At 34.5% G+C, this 855-nt stretch carries 1 protein-coding gene; it reads left to right on the top strand.

What is annotated here, in order from left to right; translation table 11 throughout:
* The first annotated feature begins 93 nt into the window (after positions 1-93).
* Positions 94-846 (top strand): IS5 family transposase, encoded by a 753-nt coding sequence (locus ABR854_RS25715; RefSeq protein WP_350268726.1) that lies wholly within the window; start codon positions 94-96, stop codon positions 844-846.
* Positions 847-855 lie beyond the last annotated feature (9 nt).

The raw sequence follows: 855 nt of genomic DNA, 5'->3' as shown, positions 1-855 counted from the left end.
AGAGCCTGTTTAAAAATACTTAATAAGAATAAATAAGGGCAAGGGAAAATCTTATAAAAACACTTTCTTTGAAGTGACTAAACAAAAAGAGAGATGTATTCAACAGATTTAACCGATGCCCAATGGCAATTTATCAAAAAAACCTTACAGTATCCAAATAGGAAGCGAAAACATTGCTTGCGAACTATATGGAATGCAGTACTGTATGTTGTAAAAACAGGATGCCAATGGCGACTATTACCAAATGATTTTCCAAAATGGCAATTAGTCTATTATTACTTTCGTAAATGGATTGAATTAGAGGAGTTTGATGAGTTATTAGAAAAGTTGCGAGGAAAGGTACGGGTTAAAATAGGACAAAATGCTCTGCCAAGTCTTGGTATCATGGATAGCCAAAGCGTCCGTTGGGGCAATAATCGTTCTTTGAATGGGATTGACGGGAATAAAAAAGTGAAAGGTATAAAAAGACATGCGATAGTAGATAAAAATGGATTTCTAATAGCAGTCATGGTAACGGTAGCTAATATTCATGATGGACAAGCTGCCTTACAGTTGATGCGAGTTTTAAAGAATTTATGGAGTAGTGTGAAAGTGATTATAGCAGATGGCGGCTATCGAGGAGAAATAAAAGAGCAAATAAGAAAAAACTTTGATTATTTGCTCCAAATAACGTTAAGAACAGATAAAAATATCTTTCAGTTACAGCCTAAAAGGTGGGTAATCGAACGAACATTTTCTTGGTTCGACAATGACCGAAGGCTATGTCGTCAATATGAATTACTTATGGAAACGGCCGAAGAGATGGTAAAATTATCAGCTATAAAGCTTTTACTTAATAAAATTTAAACAGAGTCT

The organism is Emticicia sp. W12TSBA100-4 (genome assembly GCF_040253585.1).
Lineage (GTDB): Bacteria > Bacteroidota > Bacteroidia > Cytophagales > Spirosomataceae > Emticicia.
The sequence above is the reverse complement of the archived record's forward strand: the minus strand, read 5'-3'. Positions and strand labels throughout refer to the sequence as shown.

What these genes read in the sequence shown, in the direction of transcription:
- ABR854_RS25715 (WP_350268726.1), top strand. Translation starts at nt 94, where the DNA reads ATGTATTCAACAGATTTAACCGATGCCCAATGGCAATTTATCAAAAAA.